The organism is Pseudobutyrivibrio ruminis CF1b (assembly GCF_000424005.1).
GTDB classification, from domain to species: Bacteria; Bacillota; Clostridia; order Lachnospirales; family Lachnospiraceae; genus Pseudobutyrivibrio; species Pseudobutyrivibrio ruminis_C.
Genome location: NZ_KE384121.1, coordinates 144,125 through 169,154 on the forward strand (window position 1 = coordinate 144,125; position 25,030 = coordinate 169,154).

Here is a 25,030-nt window from a genome sequence, read left to right on the forward strand (position 1 = left end):
TAAGCCAATGTATTAGTCTACTGACTCAATTACAATCAGCGTCCCCTCTTCTATAGTTATGACTCCCTCATCTTCAGCAAGCTCGTTGCTGACAGTAAGTGTACTAAAGCCCTGTATTTCGCCATCCTTTACAGGGTATTTGAAACCTGTCATATTCAGGCCCTTTACTGGTCCCATATACGGAAATACGGAAATGTATTTTCCAAACTGGTAATCCTTTTCCACCACGTAGGTTTCACCAGGCTGAATCATCTGAATAGAATTGTGTGAATCCATCATTGTAACCATTCTGCCTGCCTTAAGGCCCTTGCCCACAAGGCTAATATTTCCCAACACATGATCCAGACGGGTACCTGTGGCTCCAAGAAGGAAAATCTCATCATCTTCTGAAGTCTTTTCTATGGCAAGATCAAGGGCGGCCTCTGTGTCAGTGTCGTCCTTAACAGGATTAAGGGTAATCACCTGCACACCTGCTGCCGTGGCTCTGGAACTAACGTCCCCTTTAGCAGAATCAAAATCTCCTATCAACACATCAGGTTTTACTCCCATGCGCTCACATGCCTCGTACCCTTTGTCACAAGCAATCAAAAATAAGGAGGACTCATCTAAATCCTCAATGAATCCTCCTGTAAACTTTTCATCAATATTGCCACCTGCAATTATAACTACTATCACTGCATTTTCTCCAATAATTTTTCAGCGTTAGCTTTCACGTCGCCGTTAAATACAGCTGAGCCAGCAACAATAATATTAGCTCCAGCTTCTAATACATCCTCGATTGTGTCCTCGTTAATACCGCCGTCCACTTCGATATCAATCTTTAACTTTCTCTGGCGAGCCATAACGGAAAGTTCTCTAACCTTATCAATAGTGTAAGGAATAAGGCTCTGTCCACCAAAGCCTGGATTAACAGTCATGATAAGAACCATATCCACCTTTTCAAGGACATGCATAATCTGCGAAATTGGTGTGGCTGGATTGATAGCAACGCCTGCCATAACCCCTGATTTTTTAATTAAATCGATTGTAGCATCAAGATGCTTACATGCCTCAGCATGAACTGTTATAATATCGGCTCCTGCATCTACAAAGTCCTTAATGTAGCGTTCAGGATCCACAATCATAAGATGTACATCAAAAAGTCTGTCTGTATATTTACGAATGGTACGAAGAACAGGAAGTCCAAAGCTGATGCTAGGAACGAATACACCGTCCATTACATCAAAATGAACATACTGGGCGCCTGCCTCGTCAATAAGCTCCAATTGCTCCTTAAGTATTCCAAAATCAGCAGATAAAATTGATGGTGCCAGACATTTTTCCATGGTCTTCTCCTATCGATATTTATTATTTTGTTGCTCAACCATTTCAGAGTAAATCTGTAAATAGTTTTCATATCGGCTGGCTGCGATTTCTCCAGATTCCACAGCAGCCTTGACTCCACAATCAGGCTCCTTGTGATGGGCACAGCCTGTAAATCTACAATTTTCAGCAGGCTCGATAAATTCAGGAAACAGCCTGTATAAATCCACTGGTTCCACCTTTGGGACAAACAAAGATGAGAACCCTGGAGTGTCCATAATGTATGTGTCATCTCCAAGATATAAAAGCTCTGAATGTCTTGTGGTGTGCTTTCCTCGACCAATCTTCTCGGAAACTTCTCCAGTCTCCATAACCTGACCTTCGGTAAGAATATTCACAATGGAACTCTTTCCAACACCGGAAGGGCCAGCCACAGTGGATGTCTTTCCCTTTAAAATCTCTTTTATAGCATCAATACCTGCCTCTTCTTTGGCAGATGTAAAGATAACTTTGTAGCCAGCAGGCTCGTAGGTCTCACGCATCTGCTGTTGAAAACCTTCGTCCGCCAGGTCGTCTTTGTTGAAACAAATGATGATTGGAAGCTCCTGCTCCTCCATCATACATAAAAATCTATCCAAAAGATTGAGATTAGGCTCAGGGCTTTTAGTAGCAAAAATGAGCAATGCCTGATCTACATTCGCCACGGCAGGTCTGATAAGCTCAGACTTTCTTGGCAGAATGCTGATAACATTGCCCGTCATTTCCTCTTCTGAAATAACGTCGATTTCCACGTCGTCCCCTACAAGAGGCTTTATTTTGTCTTTTCTGAAGGCGCCCTTGGCCTTGCACTCGTATACACCGGATTCTGCCTGTACGTAGTAGAATCCGGCGATACCTTTAATAATCTTACCTGTCATAAATTAGTTTGGTGTTCCCTTTACAGTCTGAGTTGATGTTTCAGTTGCATTAGGATTTTCCTTCATAGTTCCATCTCCTGAAAGATATAAAGGAACATATGTGAGTGTTACAGTAAGTGTATCTACCTTAACCTCAGAAATATTAATTGAACCATTCTTTGGTATTGTTCCTGACTTACCAAGCTCAGCGATTTCATACTTGCACTCGCCATCATATGGATTTGGAATGCTGTAGCTGTATGTAACATCTTCCTTGCCCTTGCTGATTACAAGAGTAATGTTTGTGTTAGGTGTTACCTTCTCGCCTGCTTCGATAGACTGGCTTACAACAGAACCTGCAGGAACGTCCTCTGAGAACTCCTGGGTTGTGCTTGTAACAATAATCTGTGAGTTGCTAAGTGTCTGTGTAGCATCTGCCTGAGTCATACCAACAACACTAGGAACTGATACTGTTCCATCAGCAGATGAATCGCCTGAATCAGAACTTCCCGATTCTGACTTTCCTGAATTAGATGAACCATCAGAGCCTTCTACTGTAAGACGAAGTGTGTCACTAAGAGAGAATTCCTTTCCCTCTGGAACTGACTGCTCTGTAATAATTCCATCTTCAACATCATTGTTATCTTCATAAGATACAACTACGTTCTTTTCTGTAAGTCCAAGTTCCTCAAGCTGCTTAAGAGCCTCTTCGTACTGTGTACCAACAAGATTAATCATTGTGACCTTCTTTGAACCAAAGTTGAAAAGGCCTACAAAATTACCAGCGATAACTACAAGGATTGCAACGATAGCGATAGCTGCAACGATACCTGAGATTGTAAGGATGCGATCCATCTTTGAATCTTCCTCTTCATCATCGTAATCGTCGTCATCGTAATATTCGTCATCATAGTACTCATCATCATAGTACTCGTCTTCATATTCATCGTTGAATGTAAGAGCCTCTGCTGCACGCTTTGTAAGAGTCTCCTCCTGCTCTGGTGTAACCTTGTGCATAACACGAGTCTGACCAAGATCTGACTCGACGATAGTAACGAAATCTTCGTTAGGGCTGACGAGAGCTTTCTTTAAATCCATAAGCATGTCTGAAATAGTGGCATAACGTCTGTCTGCCTTTTTCATAGTAGCCTTAAGGATAATTTTCTCAAGTGAAATAGGAAGGTCTGGTGCATAAGCGCTAGGTGCAACCATCTCCTCCTGAAGGTGCTGGATAGCAATAGCTACAGTGTTGTCGCCATCAAATGGAACGCGGCCTGTAACCATCTCGTACATAACGATACCCAGTGAATAAATATCGCTCTTTCCATCTACGAAACCATTTCTAGCCTGCTCTGGTGATGAATAATGAACAGAACCCATAACATCTGCATGGATAGTGTTTGAGCTTGCTGCGCGGGCAATACCAAAGTCTGTAACCTTAACCTTACCCTCTGTAGAAATGATGATATTCTGTGGCTTAATGTCACGGTGAATGATGCCCTTCTGATGAGCAGCCTCAATACCACGACCAACCTGAATTGCAATAGAGATAGCCTCTTTGAAATTGAGCTGTCCCTTCTTCTCAATGTATGTCTTAAGAGTGATACCTTCTACATACTCCATAACGATGAAGTACATACCATTCTCAGAACCTACATCATATATGTTAACGATATTTGGATGTTCAAGACCAGCTGCTGACTGAGCTTCTGTTCTGAACTTTGCTACGAAAGTAGCATCCTCGGAAAATTCTGGTTTTAAAATCTTAATAGCAACCTCGCGGCCAAGGATGTGATCCTTTGCGCGATATACATCAGACATTCCGCCTGAACCAACCTTGTCTATAATTTCATATCTATCTGCTATAAATACGCCTTGTGTAATCATGTATTCTCCTTCTACTCGATATCTATTCTATGATAATAACCGAAATATTATCTTTACCACCATTACTGTTAGCTCGCTGGATGAGCTCCTTGGCTCTTGCCTCCAGTGATTCTGAAGCTGTTATGACTGAATAAATATCCTTATCTTCAACCATATTTGTAAGACCATCGGAACAAAGTAAAACTTTTTCTCCGCCCCTAAGGATAACATCAAAATAATCCGGGGTGATTTTGTCTTCTGCGCCAATGGCTCTTGTAATCATGTTCTTGCGTTTGTCGGTGCGGGCAACATCCTCATCAAGCTCTCCCGTACGAACAAGCTCTGCCACCACAGAATGATCCTTAGTGATTTGCAAAAGCTTTGTAACGGTAGCCACATAAAGGCGGCTGTCCCCAACATTTGCAACGTAAAGATGTCCATCAATGAATGTGGCCAAAACCAGGGTGGTACCCATTCCAGCCTTTGCCGAATCATTTTTAGACTCCTGATATATTATTTGATTTGCTGATTGAATTGCCTGCTCAAGAATTTTAACAGGCTCTGACTCTCTGGAAGTTCTGACACCATCTACTACAATCTCGACACATTTGGCTGAGGCATAATCTCCTGCCAGCTCGCCACCCATGCCGTCGGCGACTATATATAGATTCGGTAAATTGCCAACTCCACTGTCATTGGCATAAACGGTGTCCTGGTTGACTTTTCGCTTAATGCCAACATCAGTTATCTTGTAACTTATCATTAATTATTCCCTTTCAAGGCATCTGAATGCCTCTTTCTAAGTTGTCCACAGGCCCCGTCGATATCGCGGCCCATTTCCCTTCTAATAGTAGCATTATTGACATATTTTTCAATCTTTTTTTGGAATGCGTAGGCTCTATCCATTGAAGGACTAACGAAATCTCGCTCCTTGATAGGATTAACTGGAATGAGATTTACATGGCAATTAAGGTGCCCAATAAGCTGACCTAATTCAGCTGCATCCTCATCTCTGTCATTGACTCCGCCCACCAGTGAATACTCGAAAGTGATACGGCGTCCTGTCTTTTTGAAATAATATTCGCAGGCATCAATAAGCTCATGAATTTCATATTTATTCGCCACTGGCATAAGCTCTGCTCTCTTCTGCTGATTTGGTGCGTGAAGAGAAATGGCAAGTGTGATTGTCAAATCCTCCTCTGCCAGCTGCTTAATACGTGGCACAATACCGCAGGTGCTGACTGTAATATTTCTCTGGGAAATATTAAGTCCATTTTCGTCTGAAAGAAGGCGAACAAACTTAACGATGTTATCGTAGTTGTCCATAGGCTCACCTGTACCCATAACTACTAGGTTGGATACGCGCTCGCCAGTATCCTTCTGGATTGCATAAATCTGTCCAAGCATCTCTGATGGAGTAAGATTTCTAACCCATCCATCAAGAGTAGATGCACAGAAACGGCATCCCATCTTACAGCCTACCTGTGAGCTGATACATACGGAATTGCCATGCTTGTAGCTCATCCATACACTTTCCACCATCTGACCATCGTAAAGCTCAAATAAATATTTGCGAGTGCCGTCGATTTTGGAAACCTGCATATCAATCTTCTTAAGAGGATGATAATTGCAGTTAGCCGCAAGCTTTTCCTTTAGGGACTTAGGGATGTTTTTCATCTCGTCATAATCCTGAGCCAAATGCTGATGCATCCACTCATAAAGCTGCTTTGCTCTAAACTTCGGCTCCCCAAGCTCTGTTGTGACGTAGTCTGTAAGCTCTGTTAAATTAAGTGACCGAATATCGGTTAATTCTTTTTCATTACACATATAAAAAATCCATCGTGCTCTTCATTGGGAAAGAGCTGTTCCATCCTATCTACCTTAAATTCCTTATGTGACGATAAGAAGTTTTCTACCTGATTTTCATTTTCATCTTTATTAATAGTACAGGTGCTGTAGCAAAGAACTCCTCCGTCCTTAACGTACTGGCAAACTGTGTCAAGAATCTGGCACTGAAGCTTTGCAAGCTCAGCCAATGATTCCTCTGTCTGATTATATTTTATATCAGGCTTTTTTCTGATGATACCAAGACCAGAGCATGGTAAATCAGCTATAACAGTATCGTATTTACGAACTGATTCTTCATCTAAAACCGTGGCATCCCACTGCTGTGCCTTGACGTTTGTGGCATCGGTACGTGAGATATTTTCCTGGATCAATGCCACCTTCTGTTCTGTAAGATCTCGTGCTGTGACTGTTCCGTCTGCCACAAGCTCTCCACAGTGAAGTGCCTTCCCACCAGGTGCTGCGCACACATCAATAACCTGCTGCCCTGCTGCAACCTGCGCCATAAAAGGAACCATCTGTGAGGAATAGTCCTGCACATAGAAAAGTCCTTCATTGAACTCTGGTATTGCTGTCAGTGAGTCATAATCTGAAATGTAGCAGGCACTGTCTACTGTATCGCATATACGAATTGAAATTCCCTGACCCTTAAGTCGCTCTGCCAAATCCTTGCGGGAAATCTTATTAAGATTAACTCTGATGCAAAGCTCCTCAGGTGTAAGGAATCCTGCCAAAATCTCTTCTGTCTTTTCTTTGCCATAGTCAGCAGTCCATTTGTCTACAATCCACTGTGGCATAGAATATTTAACGCTTAAAGCCTCGAACTCAAGGGTGCCCTTTTTACGGGAAATGTTTCTGAGGACACCGTTTACAAATCCTGATAAACCTGCGAAGCCTCGCTTCTTGGCAAGCTTCACATATTCGTTGCAGGTCGCAGAATCTGGCACTGCATCCATATAATAAATCTCATAAACTCCCAAACGCATAATGGTGCGAATGAGAGGCTTCATCTTTTTCACTTTTGTTTTAGAGAAGCTGTCAATAATGTAATCCAGCTGAAGCTTACGCTCCACAGTGCCGTTTACAAGACGATTCAAAAAGGCTCTCTCGTTTTTCTCGAGATATCCATATTTATCTAAAACTGCCTTTAGATAAATATGCGAAAACTGGCCATTTTCAAGAATCTCTATGACAGTCTCCATGGCGATTTCTCTTAAATTAATCCCTGCCATTTACAAACCTCTTACCTGCTTCAATGCTATAGCCTCTGAGGAAATCTCCTGATGCCATACGCTTCTTGCCTTCCAGCTGGAGTTCATTAATCTCTAATGCACCCTCTCCACAGGCTACGGTAAATCCGTTTTTATTAACATCTATAACTGTGCCTGGCTCGCCAGACTTTTCTACTACTGTAGCTTTCCAAAGTTTAAGCTGCTTTCCATCTACAAATGTAAATGCTGATGGCCATGGATTAAGACCCCTGATAAGACGCTCAATCTCCACAGCTGGCTTTGTCCAGTCCACAAGACCCATCTCTTTTTTAATCATGCCTACGTGTGTAGCCTGAGCTTCGTCCTGAGGCTCTGGTGTAATCTCGCCTCTGTCAAGAGCCTCGATAGTCTTAACAGCAAGCTGTCCACCATCGATAGCAAGCTTGTCGAAAAGGCTTCCACCTGTCTCGTCTGCTGCAAGAACAACCTCTGATTTAAGAAGCATATCTCCATCATCAAGACCTGGTCCCATAAGCATTGTAGTGTTTCCACTGACCTTCTCCCCATTGATGACTGCCCACTGAATAGGAGCAGCACCTCTGTACTTAGGAAGAAGTGAGCCGTGAACATTTACACATCCAAGACGTGGCATATCAAGAATTACCTTTGGTAAAATCTGACCGAATGCTGCTACCACAAATACATCTGCTTCGTATTTACGAAGATACTCAACAGACTCCTCAGCTCTGATTTTTACCGGCTGATAAACTGGGATGTCGTGCTCTACAGCAAATTCCTTAACAGGAGTAGGCTGAAGTTTTCCGCTACGCCCCTTTGGCTTATCTGGCTGAGATACTACTAAGATAATCTCATGACCAGCTTCATATATTGCTTTTAAAGTCTCCACCGCAAAATCCGGTGTACCCATGAAAACAACTTTCATTTATTACTCCTCGTCCTCGTCGATTTCTTCAACTAAATCTTCTACATCGTAAAGCTCACCCTCTACCTTCTCTGTGTAGATGTGGCCATCAAGGTGATCAATCTCATGAAGAAGTGCACGAGCCATAAGCTCCTCACCCTCTACGATAATCTCTTCCATATCTTCATTGAAAGCCTTAACCTTAGCGTAGTTAGGACGTGTAACAACACCTGTCTTTCCTGGAACTGAAAGGCATCCCTCGTTTCCTGTCTGCTCACCTGATGTCTCAAGTACTACTGGGTTAATAAGAGTAACAGGGCCCTCACCGATATCGATAACACAGATGCGGCGAAGTACGCCAACCTGAGGTGCTGCAAGACCAACACCATCTGCATCATACATTGTGTCATACATATCCTCGATTAATGTCTTGAGCTTTGGTGTAAGCTCCTTTACAGGCTTACATGTCTTTAAAAGAACATCATCCTTACCATATTCTCTAATGTCTAAAACTGCCATTTTATTTCCTTTCTATAAAACACATTTACAAAGTATTGATTGGATCAAAATCGAACCATGTGCTGGTATTTCGATATTGTTTTTGCTCCAATAAAAATTTATCGATTGCATCTTTAATTCGGACAAGCCTGTCGTAATCGTCAGCCCTGAGATAAATTACCCTGCGGTAAACATCCTTAAGCTTTCCGATGTAGGCATCCTCAGGACCCATTATAACAATTTCAGGGTCGGTTCGTCTAATCAGGTCCGCCAGAACATCTGCCTGACCGTAGGCATCCTTTTGCTTGTCGCAGCTCACCTGAATGCCAAGCATATGTGAGCAAGGTGGATATGACAATAATTTTCTATAGGCTATCTCCTGAGAATAGAAGCTGTCATAGTCCTGATTTGCAGATGATACTACAGCATAGTTCTCTGGCTGATATGTCTGAATAACAGCAATACCTGGCTCCACGCCACGGCCTGCACGACCTACAGCCTGGGTAAGAAGCTGGAAGGTACGCTCTCCACTGTGGAAATCAGACTCATTCAAAGAAATATCTGCAGCGATAATTCCTACCAAAGTAACATTGGCGAAATCATGGCCCTTTACAATCATCTGTGTGCCGATAAGCACATCTGCTTCATGGGCTGCAAAAGCTGCTAAAATCTCCTCATGACCGTTTTTGCCTGAGGTGGTATCAGCATCCATGCGAAGTACTCTAGCCTGTGGGAATGATTCCTTAACAATCTCCTCCAGGCGCTGTGTACCAGCCTTGAAGCTGCCGATGTATTTGCTTCCGCAGCTAGGACAAGTCTTTGCCGCTTTGGTAGTAAATCCACAATAGTGGCATTTCATAATACCGCCATTGTGTAAATGCAGGGCAACATCGCAATGTGGACATTTTAACACATGACCACATGCCCTACAAGAAACGAAGCCCATTAGGCCTCTTCTATTTAAAAACAGCATAATCTGCTGCTTTTTTGCTAATCTGTCTGCCATAAGCTCTTTGAGCCTGCGGCTAATCATGGAACGATTGCCAGACTGAAGTTCTGCTCGCAGATCCACGATTTCACATGTGGCCATATCCTGGCCCATGGCTCTGTTTTGAAGAGTGATAAGCTGATACTCCCCAGCAGCGGCTCTGCTGTATGCCTCAAGGCTTGGGGTGGCAGAACCTAAGATAACTGTGGCACCTGCAAGCTTTGCCCTGTAAACAGCTGTCTCCCTGGCATGATATCTAGGAATGACCTCTGACTTGTAGCTTGGCTCGTGTTCCTCGTCTATGATAATAAGCCCAAGATTTGCAAATGGTGTGAACAATGCAGAACGAGGGCCAACCATAATACTAATCTCACCGGATTTGGCACGCTCAAACTGATCGAAACGTTCTCCCGGTGACATGCGGCTGTTTAGAATGCTGACCTTATCTCCGAAACGGGTGTAGAATCGCATAACAGTCTGGTATGTGAGTGCAATTTCTGGAATCAGCACAATAACCTGCTGTCCCATGTTAATCACATGTTCCATAACATCCATGTAGACCTCCGTCTTGCCAGAGCCTGTGACACCATGGATGAGATAAGTCTTGTGGCGCCCTGTATCTATGTCTGCCTTAATCTGTTCAGCTGCAGCCTCCTGCTCCTCATTGAGGGTAATCTGTTTTCTGTTTGCATCTTTATTAAGATGTGGATTACGGAAAGTACGAACTGATTCGATGTGGATAATCCCCTTCCTTTCCAAATCACGAATGTTAGCTGTAGGTACCTGAAGCTTTTTTGTGGCAAGCTCCCAATCAAGAGTGTCCACTTCCAAGAGCTCTCGGAGTAAACGCTCCTTACCAAGGGCATGATTCTTCTTTGTAAGAAGCTCTGTTAATTCAATCTTTGCCTGCTCCAGTGATATAGCAAGTGAAATTTCCTTCTTAAGTTTTTCATTCTCTTTTTTCTTAATAGGAATGACTGTCTTAAGTGCCTGATTCATGGTGCTACCGTAATTACGTTTTAAAAAGGCAGCCAAAGAAATAAGCTGAGACTCTATGGCGATACTGTCCTTTACAACTCTCGCAATAGGCTTCAGCTTAGTAACATCGAAACCCGGCTTGTCATGGCATCCTACCACATAACCTGTGATGGCACGATTGCCCTGACCGAAGGGAATAACTACCTGAACCCCTTCTGTAACCTGCTCTTCCAACTCATCTGGAACTATATATTCAAATGTCTTATCCAATCTCTCATGAGAGATGTCAATAATAACGTCTGCGTATTTCATAAAAAATATTTTAGCATAAAAGGGTTTTATTTTGAATTCAATATGATAGAATAAATTGATTTGAAAACAATCATTCATTTTCAGGGAGGATACATATGCGTCATCTAATGAGCCCTCTGGACTTTACCAGAGAGGAGCTAGAGCAGCTTATGGACCTGGCGGATGATATTAAAGCTCATCCAAGCTCGTACAGCGAGAAGTGCCACGGCAAAAAGCTAGCTACATGCTTCTATGAACCAAGCACCCGTACAAGACTTTCTTTTGAAGCTGCCATGCTTAATCTTGGTGGTTCTGTACTTGGTTTTTCTTCAGCTGATTCTTCATCAGCATCAAAAGGCGAAAGTGTTTCTGATACTATTCGTGTTATTTCTTCTTACGCAGACATCTGCGCTATGCGTCATCCAAAAGAAGGCGCTCCATTAGTCGCTTCTCAGCGATCTCTTATTCCCGTTATTAATGCCGGTGATGGTGGTCATCAACATCCCACACAAACACTTACAGATTTATTTACCATTCGCTCTTTACGTGGCGAAATCAAAGACCTTACTATCGGACTTTGTGGTGACTTAAAATTCGGCCGTACAGTGCACTCTCTTATTAATGCACTTGTTCGTTATCCGGGAATTAAATTCGTACTTATTTCACCAGAGGAACTTCGTGTTCCAGAGTATATTCGCGAGGATGTACTTGATAAAAATGGATACGAGTATAAGGAAGTAGATTCCTTAGATGATGTTATGGGCGAGCTGGACATCCTCTACATGACAAGAGTTCAGCGTGAACGTTTCTTCAACGAAGAAGACTATATCCGCTTGAAGGACTTCTTCATTCTCACTCCTGAGAAGATGCGTCTTGCCAAGAAAGATATGATGGTTCTTCATCCACTTCCACGAGTTAATGAAATCTCTGTTGATGTGGACGATGACCCAAGAGCAATGTACTTTACCCAGGCTAAGTACGGTGTATTCATCAGAATGGCGCTGATACTGACGCTTCTTGAATTAGTATAGGGAGGGAATACAAATGCTTAACATTAGTGGAATTCATCAGGGATTCGTACTTGATCACATCAAGGCCGGCGAATCCATGACAATATACAACGACCTTCAGCTTGGAAATCTTGGCTGCGACTGTACAGTAGCTATGATTATGAATGCCAAGTCAAACAAGATGGGTCGCAAGGACATTATCAAAATCGAGTGTCCTATCGAGAGAGTTGATTTAGACATCCTTGGTTTCATCGACCACAACATCACCTGCAATATCATTAAGGATGATGTTATCGTAGAGAAGCGTGCACTTAAGCTTCCTAAGGAAATCAAAAATGTAATTACCTGCAAGAATCCTCGTTGCATCAGCACTGTGGAGCAGGAACTTGCTCAGATATTCGTACTCACCGACGAAGAGAACGAAGTATATCGTTGTAAATACTGTGAAGAGAAATATACAGGAAAGAAATAAATTAAAGTTTAACTCAGAGGTTTAGTCTATGGCTAAACCTCTTTTTATTTTCACACTGCTTGATACAGCATATCAGCTCAGTCTCAAAGTCAATGCTTCCCTTTGGCGCTGCGCGGCATTGACATCTCGACCTTTAGCTGATATGTGATAATCAAGCAGGGGTGAAAATAGGATTGTGACAGAGCCACACTACATATTTGGAACTGGGACAATTATTTATATAAAAAAATACAGATAGATTATCAATTTTACTATCTAATGGTAAATATATTGATATAGGTAGTAAGAAAAAATTGGAGTTTTACTACCTGAAAAGATTTTGCTTATAGAGGTAGTAGTTTTTGACTTATAAACTACTGCCTATTTTGATAGTTTTTCCTGAGGTAGTAAAAAGTTACTACCTGTGTTCATTTCTTGTATATAGGTAGTAGAATATCTAAAAAAATTTACTACCTTATCAAATTAGTAGGTCTCAGGTAGTAAATGCAATGGGCTTTGCCACAGTCCTATTTTTTTTGAGCTTGTTTGCCTAGTATCTGCCAAAAGAGGCTCTGTCAAGAGGCGGCGAAGCCGAGCCGCCAGGCCTTGCACTTGACTGGGACTCTTGGCAGATAGAATGAACAAAGCTCAATAAAAAGAGGTTTAGCCATCACTGACTAAACCTCTGAATTAAGCTTATCTTTATTGTGCTGGAGTAGCTGGAGCCTGTGCAATTACGATGCCTGCTGCATCAGTCTGATAATACATATTTCCAACCTGTACAAGCTGGTTAACTACAAGCTTGCCATCTGCTCCGAAGAGGTATGGCTTCTTGTCGATGGTGATTACCTGATTGAATACAAGCTTGCCATCCTTACCTGCGTAGTAGATACCGTCAGGTGTTGCGAAGCTTCCTGTAACCATGGCACCATTCTCACCGAAGTAGAAGATTCCATCTCCGATAGTCTGCATGCCTGTCTGCATCTTGCCATCAGCTCCGAAGAAGAATGTTGCTCCGTTAACCTTAACTACACCTACCTGCATCTGGCCCTGCTCGTTGAAGTAGTATACTGCTCCATCGATAGCTGCAAGTCCTGTTACACGATGTGCATCTGTAGGGTCTAAGTAGTAGACACCTGTAGCATCGTTCCACCATCCCTTGTATAGCTTACCGCCATCCAATGGATTGAACATGTATGTAATCTTATCAAGTGTAACCCATCCAACCTGAAGGAATCCCTTCTCGTTGAAATAGTAAACATCCTTATCAATAGCGTTGAGACCTTTAACCAAGTGACCATCTGTGGCATCTAAGTAACGAACGCCCTCTACATCATTCCACCAGCCTGTGTAAAGCTTACCATTTTCTGCTGGATTAAAGAGGAATGTATTTCCACCAAGGTCAATCCAACCTGTCTGAAGCTGTGCAGCCTCATTGAAGTAGTAAATACCTTTATCGATGGTATTTAAACCTGTAACAGCATTCGCTGCTCCTGGAAGGAAGTAATATGCTCCAGTCTCATCTGCAAACCAGCCTGTGGTAACAAGACCTGTAGCTGGATCTGTGTGATATTTAACTCCTGCAATGTCTACCCAACCGTACTGTTTACGGAAGTTGTTGTAGAAGAATACATTGCCCTGTCCAAGGTCGAGTAAACCAACCTGAGGAATGAAAGCTGTGTAATCCTTAACAGCTACGTTCATATCAACACGACCATTTACACCAGGTACTGCTCCGCCTGAAGAGTACTGCCAAATCTGCCATCCTGCAATGTCGTTGTGGTCTGCATACTGAGCAATCCACTTGTCACATGCAAGTGCTGATGTAAAATGTGACTTATAGAAATTTGTGTATGTGTAAAGAATTGGTGTGTAACCAGCCTGGTTGATAACACTTGCAAAAGCGTTTGCCATGGCTGTACATGTGTTGGCATCCAATCCCTTCTGAGTCTTATCCTCAATATCGAAGGCTACAGGGAAATTGATGTTGTATCCCTCAATCCACTGTACTACAAGCTGTGCCTCCTGAATGGCAGCCTCAACTGTTGTGGCATACGAATAGATGTATACACCTGTACGTATACCTGCAGCCTGCGCTCCCTTAACGTTTGCTGCGAAATATGGGTCTATTCCGGTGTTTGTACTACCCACCTTAATAAATGTGTAGGTGATACCAGACTGTGCAACTGCAGCCCAGTTGATGCCTCCCTGATACTTGGAAACATCGATACCCTGAATGCCTGCCGCACTAGCTGTAAGTGGTGTGGAAACCATTAATGCAGCTGAAAGCATTAACGCAGCGCACGCCTTTACCAAACCTTTAAATTTCATAAACTAAACCCTCCTCCATTATATTAAGTTTATTCTATCATATTTGTTAGTTCTGATGTCTAACAACTTTATATTCGTCCCCATCTACGAAATATGGACACTCCTTATAGTGACCTGAAACCAGGCGGACATAATCGTCCTCATCCATATCCATTTCGCAGTAATACTGCTCATCCTCTTCGTCCCAAACGAAGTTATTGCAGTACTCACAAGCTGTTGAGCCTTTTACACCAGCCATCTTATAAATCCTCCTACTAAAACTGCAAAGAGAATTGTTCCAAGCATAATGGCATACTGATAGCCTTCATGCTCCTTCCCCCACTTGGTGTTTGTAACACCAATGTAGAGAAATAACCCTGCTAAAATTGCAACTACGTTTATTAACATATTTGCTGTATCCATACTAAGCTGCCACTCCTATATAAGCACCAAGACCTAATGTACAAACTAAACCTACGATACAACCTGCAAGTGCAATTCCACCTACAACAGCAAGAATTGTTGACTTGAAATCCATATCAAGAATAGATGCTGCAAGTGTACCTGTCCAAGCTCCTGTTCCTGGAACTGGAATACCTACGAAAAGAAGAAGTGCTACGAAAAGGCCACGACCTGCCTTCTCCTGAAGCTTCTTTCCCCCCTTCTCTCCCTTTTCAAGGCAGAAGGTAAAGAAACCACCGATAACTGGCTTATCCTTACCCCACTCAAGAACCTTACGTGCAAATAAATAAATAATTGGCATTGGAAGCATATTTCCGATTGCAATTATGATATATGATGCTAAAAGATTAAAGTTTGGATCTAAAGCCTTATATCCATATGCCCATGGAATAGCTCCTCTAAGCTCTACAAGTGGTACCATTGAAACAAAAAATACAATTAAATATCTAATCATTACTTTACTCCTAAAATTTCCTTAATATTTTTTATAAGCCTCTGCATCTCCTCATCCGTACCAATACTGATACGAAGGTAATCTGCGATGCGCTCTGGCTTTGAGAAGTGACGGACATAAATGCCCTTCTTTTTCAGCTCCTCAAAAATGTATACCGCATTTACGGATTCATGCTTGGCAAAAATAAAATTGCTCTTTGAATCTGGGAAGGTAAATCCCAATGATTTAAGCTGTTCCTTTGTCCACTCTCTTGTGGCAATGACAGCATCAATCTTTTCTTTGAAATACTTATCATCCTGGATAGAGGCTACGCCTGCTGCAAGAGTGATAGTATCCATAGTGTAAGAATTGAATGAGAATTTGCAATCAGACAAATACTTAATCAATTCTGGTGAGCCAATGGCATAACCAATGCGGTTGCCTGCCATGGATCTGGATTTTGAGAATGTGCGAACAACAAGCACATTATCATATTTATCTGTCAAATCTATGCAAGATTTTGAACCGAAATCAACATAAGCCTCATCGATGATAACAACACACTCTGGGTGAGCTGCTACAATCCTCTCGAAAAACTCTACTGGCTCTGCCACACCTGTTGGTGCGTTTGGATTCGGAATTACGATACCGCCACAAGGCTGCTCATAATCTGATGCCTTAATCTTAAACTCCTCATCAAGTGGCTTTTGAACATATGGGATTCTGAATAAATCAGCCCACACATCATAAAATGAATAAGTGATATCCGGGAAAAGAACCGGCTTATCTGAATTAAAGAATGTAAGGAATGCCATTGCCAGAACATCGTCTGAACCCACTCCCACGAAAACTTTTGAAATATCCTGATTGTGATAATCAGCCAAGGCTTTAATCAATACTGAGCAGGCTGGATCAGGATATTTTCTAAGGGAATCCATACTAACTTCAGAAATAGCTTTACCCACCAAAGGACTTGGTGGGTATGGATTCTCATTTGTATTTAACTTAATAATATTTTTGACTTTTGGCTGCTCGCCTGGTGTGTAAGGTATTACTTTTCTAATGTTGTTAGTCCATGATTGCATTTCCATCTACAACTTCTCCCTCTGTAGGTGCCAACTCCGCTGCCTGTGCCTTTAAAGTCTGAAGAACGAGCTCAGCATTTACAAGATCCTCATAATTCGTAACAAGAGGCTTCTGTTCCTCTGAAAGTGAATCATATTTCTGTCTTGCAAGAGCAATCTTTGCCTCAGACTCAAGGGTAACTGTCTCAATATCTGCGATAAGATTCATAACATCAATCTGTGGATTCTGAAGTCTGAAATTCTCCTCTTCAGTATCACCTGTATAAAATACGATTACTGGCCAACCAGCCTCAACGATATCGTAAATCTTCTCAGCCTGTGAAAGTGGAAGATTTACACAACCGTGGCTACCGCTGGTCTTGTAAAGTGTGCCTCCGAACTTAGATCTCCATGTAGCATCGTGAAGACCTTCGCCCAAATTAAATGGCATCCAGTAATTTACGTGAGACTCGTAATTATCTCCTCTAAGGGTGGCATCCTTCTGCTTGTAAGCGATTGGATATACACCTGTGTGTGTGCCATGTCCCTTAGAAATATTTCCTGATACACAGCTTGTATCAAGAACCATTACTCCATCTTTATAAACGTAAACATGCTGAGTGGTAAGATTTACCTCAACATACGAGTTACCGTAATCCTTCTCGCCATGGCTTGTTCCACGGTAAAGGTATGTGAAATCTCTGGTCACATCCTCGCCAGCTTTAAGATCTGCAATGATGGCATCAATCTCACCATCGTATGCGATTCTCCAGCCAAATGAACCTGCAGGTACTTCTATCTCTTCACCTTCTGTAGTAACAAACTGCTTTTTCTTTCCATAGGTGTTGTATTTGTCGCCCATGGAATTAACGTATTCGCCAATGGCCTCTCTGTCGAAATCAACTTTGAAATCGTCATCCCAGGTGAAGAATCCAGCCTTAATATCCTTTGGAATCTCCTCTGAGATGCCCTCGCCTAAATCATAATGAATATTAACATTCATGTATTTATTAAGGAGTTCCTTAGCTGCGATAATATTAGCATCCTCAGCCTTAACTTCTGGCTTGTGATAGCATGTGCCATCTGCAAGACTAATCTTTGTCTGGAGATTCTCTACTGCATAGATGATAGCTTCCTCTACGCCCTGTGCGTCGATTCGGTCTCCATAAACCTCGTCAACAATAACGAACTCATTACCGTCGAACTTAATGTATGCATTCTCAGATTCCTTAGTGGATTTCTGATGACTAAAATCAAGACTTGATGCTACTGCTCTAACCTTTGTCTCATCGTAAGCATTACCTGTCTTTGTGTAATTCTCTTCTGGGATAATAAGACGTCCAATCCAGTTGAAACCAGTCTGCTGGTCCAAAAGAGCCTGAACCTCATCTACCTGATAATTTACATCCACACCAAGGTCAGCAGCGCTAACCTCGTTAATCACTTCGCCTTCTGCATTTTCAAATGTGATGGTGTATTTATCTGCGTTTGTAAGAATCTTCTCGTATGCGCCTTCTGCAGTCTTAAATGATGCCCCTACTCCATTTACCTTGCTTCTGATATAGAAATGGCTTCCAAAGAAAATACTTCCAGCCAGATACACAAATAAAACAATGCCCGCGATGATTTCTATACGAAGCATTGTTCTTTTATCAAAATAAAATTTATGAGCTTTTCTACGAGCTTTTGCCGTCTTCTTAACTCCACTCATTATCTTAATTCCTCTATATCTATATATAAGTACATACTTTGTCCGCTTGATAGTTTACAGGAAAAATCCAAGTAAAATCAACTAAAGTTTTCCCTGTAAACACTCATCTATCATTAATTTTTCCTAAAGCTCTTTAACTCATCAATAGCAAACTCGTAAGCCTCGTTACAGAACTGGCATCTAACCTCAACAGGCTTGCCATCTGAAATGATATCATCCATATCTTCTTTACCTAAAGATGCAAGGCTTTTTATCACTCTGTCTCTTGAGCAATCGCACTTATAACATACCTGGTATGTCTCCTTGAAGTCGATATCAAGACCAGCAAGAACTGTCTCAAGCATCTGCTCTGGTGTCTTGCCAGCTGAAAGCATATCCGTAACTGATGGAAGTGTCTTAAGGTTCTCCTCAATCTTTGCAATAACTTCTTCTGCTGTAAATGGCATAAGCTGGATGATAAATCCACCTGCACAGTTTACAGTGTTGTCCTTATTCATAAGAACACCAAGACCTACAGATGATGGAATCTGCTCTGATACTGCATAGTAATATGTCAAATCTTCTGCAATCTCACCTGTCTGAAGCTCAACTGTACCTACATATGGCTCCTTAAGACCCATGTCCTTAATAACACGCATAATACCAAGGTCAATAGCACCGCCTACATCGAGCTTACCATTCTTTGGAGGTAAATCTACCACTGAAACGTTAGGGAATCCCTTTACCTCACCCTTGCTGTTAGCTGTAACAGTAACGCCCTTAAGTGGACCGCTACCCTGAATCTGAAGAGTGACTAAATCGTCCTCGCCCTTAAGCATAACACCCATCATTGAGCCTGCTGTAAGCATACGGCCAAGGGCAGCTGTAACTACTGGAGAAGTGTTGTGACGTACACGTCCTTCCTCTACTAATTCTCTACTTGTAATTGCAAATGCACGGATGGCATCATTTGCTGCTGTTGCTCTAACTATATAATCACTCATTATTTTGTTACCTCTCTTGCTATAAAATACAACCTGTCACTATCTGCTTTTGGTTCTGACATGGATGCCACATCAAGAACTTCCAAAAGCTCTAATCCGCTTTCTTTAATAGCGGTCTTTATCTCATCTACTGTAAAGCCATGCTGAAGATGCTCCTCCTCATATCTGTCGAAGGTACCTTCTTCATTTTCCTCGTAAATCGTAAGATAATAAGCATTATCTCTGGTCTCAGAGTCATAATCATTTTCCCAGATAAAGCTGCCCTCTTCACGATTCTCTGCTATGGTGCTGCACCCTAGCTGCTGATAAAAATGCTCTGTCTTTACATCAAAAATAAACAATCCCTTAGGATCAAGATAATTGTTTGCAAGTTTACAAACTGTAAGAAGCTCTTCGTAATTACGAAGATAATTTATGCTGTCACAGAGACTAACAACAGCGCCCACTGTACCGTACAGCTCGAACTCGCGCATATCCTGACATAGATAAAGGATTCCTTCGGAATCCTCTGCAGTCATCGCCTCCATAAGCATATCATAGGAAACATCAATGCCAATCATGTCATATCCTGCTTCCTTAAGCCTTCTGGTAATCTGACCAGTACCGCAACCAAGGTCGCAGACAATCTCCATTGGCATATTATATTTTTTAAATAAAGTCTTTATATTTTCTGTCCAGGTGTCGTATGGCACATTATCCATGTACCTGTCATACACACTGGCAAAACCTGTATAAGCTTCCATCCTCTATACCCTCTTAGATAAAAAGCCTGATATCTTTCTAATAATTTCGAAATCGTCCTGGATTTCTTCCACCTTGAGACGATTCTCCTCTGAGAAGCCCACAAGAATGTCATGATTGGCCTCTGCAAGGTAGTCCATAATACCGTCGATATCACTCTTAATATTCTTAGGGCACTTGATGTAATGACGCTTAGCCGCAGTAATATAAAGAGTGTAGGTGATTGAAAAATGATGCCATAAGAACTTATGCATAGTGGAATATTTATAAATCCAAATGATGGCATCAATAGGAACGATAGCCACGCCGTAGCTGCTGGTCTCGATGAAGTAATGCTCAGTAATGAACATATCCTCTGTGGCCAACTGTGGAAGTGTGGCAAGCTCTTCCTCTGCCTCCGCCAAAATCTCCGCAGGCTTTCCGTAAGCCCTTGTCTTTTGGACCGGAATAGATACTACAGGAAAAGCTATAAAAACGCAATATACAATGATAGATATAATGCTATATATACTAGAAAAAACATAGAAAAACTCGAATAGTTCAGATACCAGTCCTGTGGCATCAGGCTCCGAGATAGTATAGCTGGAAACAGTAGACAAAATACCTTCTTCACTCCAATTAAGATCTCTGGCCAGATTAGAAAGCAAGGATCTGGCTGCCTCTGACTCATAGAGAATCTGTCCCTTTACAGTAAGTTCATCTATAGTAGGTGCGCCCTGCTCGCAAGTATCTGGATCCAAAAGGACAATAACACACTCTGAATTAAACATAGTGTAGTAATAGTAGCCTCTGGTTCTATCCAGCCATTTACTGGTGTAACCTGTAAAATAAAGATTATTCAGCTTAAATTTGCCGTATGTCTCTTTATTATTATAGAGCTGGTACAGGCTAACATTGTCTGCAGTGTAGGTCTTTGGAAAAAGCATATGCTTTACCGGAAAAATTGCTGCCAATGTCAGAAGAATAACCAGAAATATGATAGGAGCATAAAGCCTATTTTTGTAATATGTTTTTATTGACCTTGTAATTAAATGCTCCAGTGAATCCATATAATCTCCAGAATATAATTATCTATGTGCCTCTAACCACTGATAGAGATCCTGGAAAACCTGCTCTCTATCCATCTCGTGGAGAATCTCGTGTCTGTCCCCTCTGTAAAGCTTCATAGTGACATCTTTAATGCCACCCTTTCTGAAAGCTTCAAACGCTGCTGTTGTGCCTTCTCCGAGATTTCCAACAGGGTCAGAATCTCCAGAAACCACAAAAAGTGGCATGCTAGTGCGCATCTTTGAAACACACTCTGCTGTGCCTACATATTTAACTGCTTCAACCAAGCCCTTATAGGCATTGACTGTAAACAGGAATGTGCAATATTCATCGCTGTAGTATTTCTCTACCTCTTCAATATTCTTTGTGAGCCATGAATTGGCATAGTCCTTACCAAAACAATCGAACTTTTTATAAGGAGCGCTGTAGCTCATATCCCTTACAAGTGTGCTTCTGAAGTTCTTACCTCTGAATATTGATAAAAGCTTAATAACTGCCAGACCACCATTACATGTAGCTGCAGTTTCCTGACCAGTACCCATGATAATGGCACCGCTCATAGCCTCAATATATGCTGATTTAACAGAAAGAAACTTTCTTACCATGTATGAGCCCATTGAATGGCCCAAAATAAAATATTTTAAAGCTGGATAAGCTTTTCTTGTCATTGAATAGTGTGTATAGATGTCCTCCACCATATCATCTGATGGATGAACTCCTGTCATAACACCAAGTTCATCATTACTTGCAACTGAATGACCATGACCAATATGATCATGTCCAACAACCACGTAACCTCTTTCAGCCAAAAATGTAGCAAACTCATCATATCTTTCAATATATTCAAGCATTCCATGAACCAACTGCAAAACTGCAACAGGTTCCCCCTCTGGAAGCCATTTTCTACAGTGAATCACCGAGTGCCCATCGGCTGAATTAAATGTATACTCCTGCTGTGTAATCATAACACATCCTCCAATCCTACCCTTAAGTACTACCATTTTATTGTATTTCACATGGTTATTCAATATAAAACTAAACCCCTGGTTTCACTATCAAGCCTGATGATTTCTCCGCTCGACTACATGTCTCGCTAAAGAAATATCAGAACTTGATAGCTACCAGGGGGATTGTGGTATACATTAAATTTTATAAAGATTTTTCGCGCCTGCGCCTTTGAGTCGGGCCATGGCACGAGCCATATTATTTGTAGAAATCTGATAGTCGATGCGGCTCTGCTTCTGCTGAAGCTGTTCCTGAGCACGCTCAAGAGCTTCCTGCGCACGGAATGTATCAATATCCTCTGGGCGCTCGCATGAATATGCAACTACTACAACCGAACCATCAGGCTCAACTGTAACTAGTCCATCGGAAATAATAGCATGTCTCAATTCGCCATCACCTGTTGTGAAGCGGATGTTACCAATCTCCACAATGCCGGTAAATACCTCGTGATGATTGAGAATAGCATACTCACCATCGGCGCCTGGAAATACTAAGATTTCACATGGCCCATCATAGAAGATTCCATCGCAGGCAATTATTTTAAGATTAAATAAAGATGCCATAGGTTACTCCTTTGCAAGATCTGCAGCCTTCTTCTTAACATCCTCGATTGTACCAACATTGAAGAATGCAGCTTCTGGATACTCGTCCATCTCACCATTTAAGATAGCCTTGAATCCGCGAACTGTCTCTTTTACAGTAACAAACTGTCCCTTTACGCCTGTGAAGTTCTCAGCAACTGAGAATGGCTGTGAAAGGAAACGCTGCACCTTACGGGCACGATATACTGTAAGCTTATCCTCGTCTGAAAGCTCTTCCATACCAAGGATAGCAATAATATCCTGAAGTTCTTTATACTTCTGAAGAATCTCCTGAACGCCACGGGCAACTGCATAGTGCTCCTCACCAACAACGTCTGGCTCAAGGATACGCGATGTTGACTCAAGTGGGTCAACAGCTGGGTAAATACCCTGCTCAACAATCTTACGTGAAAGAACTGTTGTAGCATCCAAGTGAGAGAATGTTGTAGCTGGTGCTGGGTCAGTTAAATCGTCAGCTGGTACATATACAGCCTGTACTGAAGTGATAGAACCGTTCTTTGTAGATGCGATTCTCTCCTGAAGCTCACCTAAGTCGTTTGCAAGTGTAGGCTGATAACCTACGGCTGATGGCATACGACCAAGAAGGGCTGAAACCTCAGAACCTGCCTGTACGAAACGGAAAATATTATCAATGAATAAAAGCACATCCTGATTCTTAACATCACGGAAATACTCAGCCATTGTAAGTCCTGTCTCAGCAACACGCATACGTGCTCCAGGTGGCTCATTCATCTGACCGAAGACTAAGGCTGTCTTATCAAGAACTCCTGACTCAGCCATTTCTGTCCAAAGGTCATTACCTTCACGGGAACGCTCTCCAACACCAGTAAAGATTGAATAACCACCACTCTCTGTAGCGATGTTGTGGATAAGTTCCTGGATAAGTACGGTCTTACCTACACCGGCACCACCGAAAAGTCCGACCTTACCACCCTTAGCGTAAGGAGCAAGAAGATCGATAACCTTGATACCTGTTTCAAGCATCTCAACTACAGGGCTCTGATCCTCGAATGTAGGTGGCTCACGGTGGATACTCCAATGTTCCTCATTATCAAGCTTCTCACCCTTATCAAGTGTATCGCCGAGAACATTGAATAAACGACCAAGAGTACATTCACCAACAGGAACAGTAATGCTCTCTCCTGTGGCTACAACCTCCATATCGCGGGCAAGTCCCTCAGATGGCGCAAGTAAGATACATCTTACAACGCCAAGACCGATGTGCTGAGAAACCTCCATTACTCTCTTTTCGTCCCCTACCATTACGTAAAGGGCATCTCTGATGGCAGGAAGGTCATTCCCTGAAAATTCTACATCTACGACAGGTCCTGAAACCTGTACGATTTTTCCTTTTAATTTCATGTTTGTTCCTTTCCTAATGTAGAACTGCCTACAAAAAAATTACTTTTTTGCTTTTTTCTTTTTGAGTGCCTTGGCACCACTGATTACCTCGGTAATTTCCTGGGTAATAGCGGCCTGACGCACTCGGTTGTATTCAATAGATAATTCACGAAGAATTGCCTCTGCATTATCTGTAGCTGACTGCATGGCCATCATTCTGGCATTTTCCTCACTGGCTGAACATTCTACAAGTGCTCCGTAAATGAAGCCTGTAAAATTATTGTGAACCAGCTGTTCCAAAACTGCCTTAAGTGATGGGAAGAATGGCATCCATTTGTCGCCACCCTTTGTTACAGCCTCGTACTCATAACTGTTAATTGAGTGAACATGCTTAACTCCGGATTTCATTTCCTGAGCTGCCTTACCTGTTCCCTCAATATCCTCCTCAATCTCTTTAGCCTTTTCCTTAATGAACTTGTGTGTTCTAAGAGGAAGAAGACGTTCTACACAGGTTTCCTCTGTTACAGAATTAAGCATCTTAGTGTAGACAACATCAATTCTGTCCAGCTCGCCATTGTTATACTTTTCAATCATGTACTCTGAGATAACTCTGGCTCTGTGCATGGATGGATTATTTGAAGAAAATCTAAAATTCTCATCCACATTGTATCCGCCATTGATAAAGAAATTTCGTCCAACCTCACCAACTACGAACAATGTGTACTCATCCTTTTGCAAATCAGAAATTCGATCAAGGGCCATCTTAATGGCGTTATGGTTATAAGCACCAGCCATGCCCTTATCACCAGTGAAAACAATAAAACCTCTGTGCTTTAAGCACTCCTGCTCATCCTCCACACGATTATCAAAATATATATGTCTGATATCTGGGAAATGAACAAGGTTCTCTGCAAGCTCTCGCTGAACTGCATCGAAGAAAGGCTCTGTATCGGCAAGCTTCTGCTTTGCCTTTCTAAGTTTCATTGAGGACATCATGTACATGGCATTGGTAATCTTCATCGTATCCTGAATACTATTTATTCTATTCTGGATTTCTTTTGTACTTGCCATAG

General features: G+C 42.0%; 25 protein-coding genes. 2 read left to right on the forward strand and 23 right to left on the reverse strand.

All coding sequences use genetic code 11. From position 1 onward, the window contains the following. Positions 1 to 12: 12 nt before the first annotated feature. Genes G592_RS0114895 through priA form a run of 10 tightly spaced genes read right to left on the reverse strand, consistent with a single transcriptional unit; the run spans position 13 to position 10,818 of the window. Positions 13 to 675 (reverse strand): thiamine diphosphokinase, encoded by a 663-nt coding sequence (locus G592_RS0114895; protein ID WP_036953150.1) that lies wholly within the window; start codon positions 673 to 675, stop codon positions 13 to 15. Further along, positions 672 to 1,325, reverse strand: a complete 654-nt coding sequence (gene rpe, locus G592_RS0114900) for a ribulose-phosphate 3-epimerase (RefSeq protein ID WP_028248499.1) — start codon at positions 1,323 to 1,325, stop codon at positions 672 to 674. The genes G592_RS0114895 and rpe overlap by 4 nt, the downstream gene beginning before the upstream one ends. A 9-nt stretch (positions 1,326 to 1,334) precedes the next feature. After that, entirely contained in the window at positions 1,335 to 2,219 is an 885-nt protein-coding gene (gene rsgA, locus G592_RS0114905) for a ribosome small subunit-dependent GTPase A (RefSeq protein ID WP_028248500.1), read from the reverse strand. Positions 2,220 to 2,222: 3 nt separating this feature from the next. Continuing rightward, positions 2,223 to 4,085, reverse strand: a complete 1,863-nt coding sequence (gene pknB / locus G592_RS0114910; RefSeq protein ID WP_028248501.1) for a Stk1 family PASTA domain-containing Ser/Thr kinase — start codon at positions 4,083 to 4,085, stop codon at positions 2,223 to 2,225. A gap of 22 nt (positions 4,086 to 4,107) precedes the next feature. Next, complete coding sequence (locus G592_RS0114915) at positions 4,108 to 4,827, reverse strand: Stp1/IreP family PP2C-type Ser/Thr phosphatase (RefSeq protein ID WP_028248502.1); 720 nt, start codon at positions 4,825 to 4,827, stop codon at positions 4,108 to 4,110. Then, entirely contained in the window at positions 4,827 to 5,891 is a 1,065-nt protein-coding gene (rlmN, locus tag G592_RS0114920) for a 23S rRNA (adenine(2503)-C(2))-methyltransferase RlmN (protein ID WP_028248503.1), read from the reverse strand. Before rlmN ends, G592_RS0114915 begins: the two co-directional genes overlap by 1 nt. Next, positions 5,870 to 7,141, reverse strand: a complete 1,272-nt coding sequence (rsmB, locus tag G592_RS0114925) for a 16S rRNA (cytosine(967)-C(5))-methyltransferase RsmB (RefSeq protein WP_028248504.1) — start codon at positions 7,139 to 7,141, stop codon at positions 5,870 to 5,872. The genes rlmN and rsmB overlap by 22 nt, the downstream gene beginning before the upstream one ends. Continuing rightward, positions 7,128 to 8,063, reverse strand: coding sequence for a methionyl-tRNA formyltransferase (gene fmt / locus G592_RS0114930; RefSeq protein ID WP_028248505.1), 936 nt, complete (start codon positions 8,061 to 8,063; stop codon positions 7,128 to 7,130). The genes rsmB and fmt overlap by 14 nt, the downstream gene beginning before the upstream one ends. A gap of 3 nt (positions 8,064 to 8,066) precedes the next feature. Next, positions 8,067 to 8,561, reverse strand: coding sequence for a peptide deformylase (def, locus tag G592_RS0114935; RefSeq protein ID WP_028248506.1), 495 nt, complete (start codon positions 8,559 to 8,561; stop codon positions 8,067 to 8,069). A 25-nt stretch (positions 8,562 to 8,586) separates the two neighbouring features. Further along, on the reverse strand, positions 8,587 to 10,818 hold the full coding sequence (gene priA / locus G592_RS0114940; protein WP_036953196.1) for a replication restart helicase PriA: 2,232 nt from the start codon (positions 10,816 to 10,818) through the stop codon (positions 8,587 to 8,589). 95 nt (positions 10,819 to 10,913) lie between these two features. Between priA and pyrB the strand changes: the two genes are divergently transcribed. Together pyrB and G592_RS0114950 are read left to right on the forward strand one after the other, a co-directional pair. Further along, entirely contained in the window at positions 10,914 to 11,828 is a 915-nt protein-coding gene (pyrB, locus tag G592_RS0114945) for an aspartate carbamoyltransferase (protein ID WP_028248508.1), read from the forward strand. Between the two features lie 13 nt (positions 11,829 to 11,841). Beyond that, positions 11,842 to 12,279, forward strand: coding sequence for an aspartate carbamoyltransferase regulatory subunit (locus G592_RS0114950; protein WP_028248509.1), 438 nt, complete (start codon positions 11,842 to 11,844; stop codon positions 12,277 to 12,279). A 681-nt stretch (positions 12,280 to 12,960) separates the two neighbouring features. On the opposite strand, the gene G592_RS0114960 is transcribed toward G592_RS0114950, so the two are convergent. The 13 genes from G592_RS0114960 to atpG all read right to left on the reverse strand — a co-directional run bounded on the left by G592_RS0114960 (position 12,961) and on the right by atpG (position 25,028). Further along, positions 12,961 to 14,589: a GH25 family lysozyme gene (locus G592_RS0114960; RefSeq protein ID WP_028248510.1), complete on the reverse strand. Its 1,629-nt coding sequence runs from the start codon at positions 14,587 to 14,589 to the stop codon at positions 12,961 to 12,963. Positions 14,590 to 14,635: 46 nt separating this feature from the next. After that, on the reverse strand, positions 14,636 to 14,827 hold the full coding sequence (locus G592_RS0114965; RefSeq protein ID WP_028248511.1) for a DUF6472 family protein: 192 nt from the start codon (positions 14,825 to 14,827) through the stop codon (positions 14,636 to 14,638). Next, on the reverse strand, positions 14,815 to 14,991 hold the full coding sequence (locus G592_RS17645) for a hypothetical protein (protein ID WP_155942216.1): 177 nt from the start codon (positions 14,989 to 14,991) through the stop codon (positions 14,815 to 14,817). The genes G592_RS0114965 and G592_RS17645 overlap by 13 nt, the downstream gene beginning before the upstream one ends. Position 14,992: 1 nt before the next feature. Continuing rightward, complete coding sequence (locus tag G592_RS0114975) at positions 14,993 to 15,484, reverse strand: COG2426 family protein (protein WP_036953153.1); 492 nt, start codon at positions 15,482 to 15,484, stop codon at positions 14,993 to 14,995. Beyond that, entirely contained in the window at positions 15,484 to 16,548 is a 1,065-nt protein-coding gene (hisC, locus tag G592_RS0114980; protein ID WP_028248513.1) for a histidinol-phosphate transaminase, read from the reverse strand. The genes G592_RS0114975 and hisC overlap by 1 nt, the downstream gene beginning before the upstream one ends. Next, positions 16,532 to 18,238, reverse strand: a complete 1,707-nt coding sequence (locus tag G592_RS0114985) for a L,D-transpeptidase family protein (RefSeq protein WP_028248514.1) — start codon at positions 18,236 to 18,238, stop codon at positions 16,532 to 16,534. The genes hisC and G592_RS0114985 overlap by 17 nt, the downstream gene beginning before the upstream one ends. Before the next feature lie 113 nt (positions 18,239 to 18,351). Then, entirely contained in the window at positions 18,352 to 19,221 is an 870-nt protein-coding gene (gene hslO / locus G592_RS0114990) for an Hsp33 family molecular chaperone HslO (protein ID WP_028248515.1), read from the reverse strand. Then, complete coding sequence (locus tag G592_RS0114995; protein WP_028248516.1) at positions 19,221 to 19,964, reverse strand: class I SAM-dependent DNA methyltransferase; 744 nt, start codon at positions 19,962 to 19,964, stop codon at positions 19,221 to 19,223. The genes hslO and G592_RS0114995 overlap by 1 nt, the downstream gene beginning before the upstream one ends. Before the next feature lie 3 nt (positions 19,965 to 19,967). Next, positions 19,968 to 21,011 carry a DUF6709 family protein gene (locus G592_RS0115000; protein WP_028248517.1) on the reverse strand — a complete coding sequence of 348 codons (1,044 nt, stop codon included), beginning with the start codon at positions 21,009 to 21,011 and terminating at the stop codon, positions 19,968 to 19,970. Between the two features lie 18 nt (positions 21,012 to 21,029). Continuing rightward, complete coding sequence (locus G592_RS0115005) at positions 21,030 to 21,974, reverse strand: alpha/beta fold hydrolase (protein WP_028248518.1); 945 nt, start codon at positions 21,972 to 21,974, stop codon at positions 21,030 to 21,032. A 177-nt stretch (positions 21,975 to 22,151) separates the two neighbouring features. Next, positions 22,152 to 22,577 (reverse strand): ATP synthase F1 subunit epsilon, encoded by a 426-nt coding sequence (atpC, locus tag G592_RS0115010; protein ID WP_028248519.1) that lies wholly within the window; start codon positions 22,575 to 22,577, stop codon positions 22,152 to 22,154. 3 nt (positions 22,578 to 22,580) lie between these two features. Next, positions 22,581 to 23,978, reverse strand: a complete 1,398-nt coding sequence (gene atpD / locus G592_RS0115015) for a F0F1 ATP synthase subunit beta (RefSeq protein ID WP_028248520.1) — start codon at positions 23,976 to 23,978, stop codon at positions 22,581 to 22,583. 39 nt (positions 23,979 to 24,017) lie between these two features. Next, on the reverse strand, positions 24,018 to 25,028 hold the full coding sequence (gene atpG, locus G592_RS0115020) for an ATP synthase F1 subunit gamma (RefSeq protein ID WP_028248521.1): 1,011 nt from the start codon (positions 25,026 to 25,028) through the stop codon (positions 24,018 to 24,020). Positions 25,029 to 25,030 lie beyond the last annotated feature (2 nt).